At 53.7% G+C, this 654-nt stretch carries 1 protein-coding gene; it reads right to left on the minus strand.

Annotated features, from left to right (window positions below; all coding sequences use genetic code 11):
* Positions 1–433, minus strand: a 433-nt coding sequence (locus ALO_RS19245; RefSeq protein WP_004099542.1) for an IS110 family transposase, incomplete at its 3' end; no start/stop codon positions are given.
* Positions 434–654 lie beyond the last annotated feature (221 nt).

A 654-nucleotide genomic window follows, 5' to 3' on the forward strand; every position in this document is an offset into this window, starting at 1 on the left:
TTAGGTTTTGCAGGGCTTTGTAGCGGTAATCCTCCATGTAGACCGGGGCGGTGATCCGGCCGAAGCGGAGATGGTCGGCGATGACGAAGGCATCTACGAGATCGTTCTTGGGTAAATCCAAATAGGCGTCCTTAAACTTTTTGACCTGCTTGGGATTGAGCACATGTAATTTGCGCTCAAACCGCCCCAGAGCGCCGTCTTCGCGCAAAAAACACAGCAGATTATTGCCGTAAACCGAAGTCGCTTCCATGCCAATCACGACGGCGGGCAGGTTCTTTTCCGTCAAGGCGGCTACCACTCGCTGGGAGAGGATCTGCGCCCCGCCGAGGTTGTTTTGCACCGCAAAGGAACTATGCTTGGAGCCGTCTGGCAGCATGATGTATACCGCGTTATCGCGACTGCCTACATCAATGCCAATGAATAATCGATTCACAGTTTCACCTTCTTTCTGTGGTACATTCTGAGTCAACCGGCTTGGCAATACCCATGATACCGGAGCATCTACACCCTCGCATATTAGAATCCAGCCGGGAACAGGCCATTGCGAACCCGCACTGCGAACGGGCAGCCTGTGGCCCGGCAAACAGCCGGCGGTTTGAAGCTAACTTCCGGTTCAGGGGAACAGACTTTTTTTGAAGCAGCCTTTCGGCCCAA

Origin of the sequence: Acetonema longum DSM 6540, from assembly GCF_000219125.1 — a bacterium.
Taxonomy (GTDB): domain Bacteria; phylum Bacillota; class Negativicutes; order Sporomusales; family Acetonemataceae; genus Acetonema; species Acetonema longum.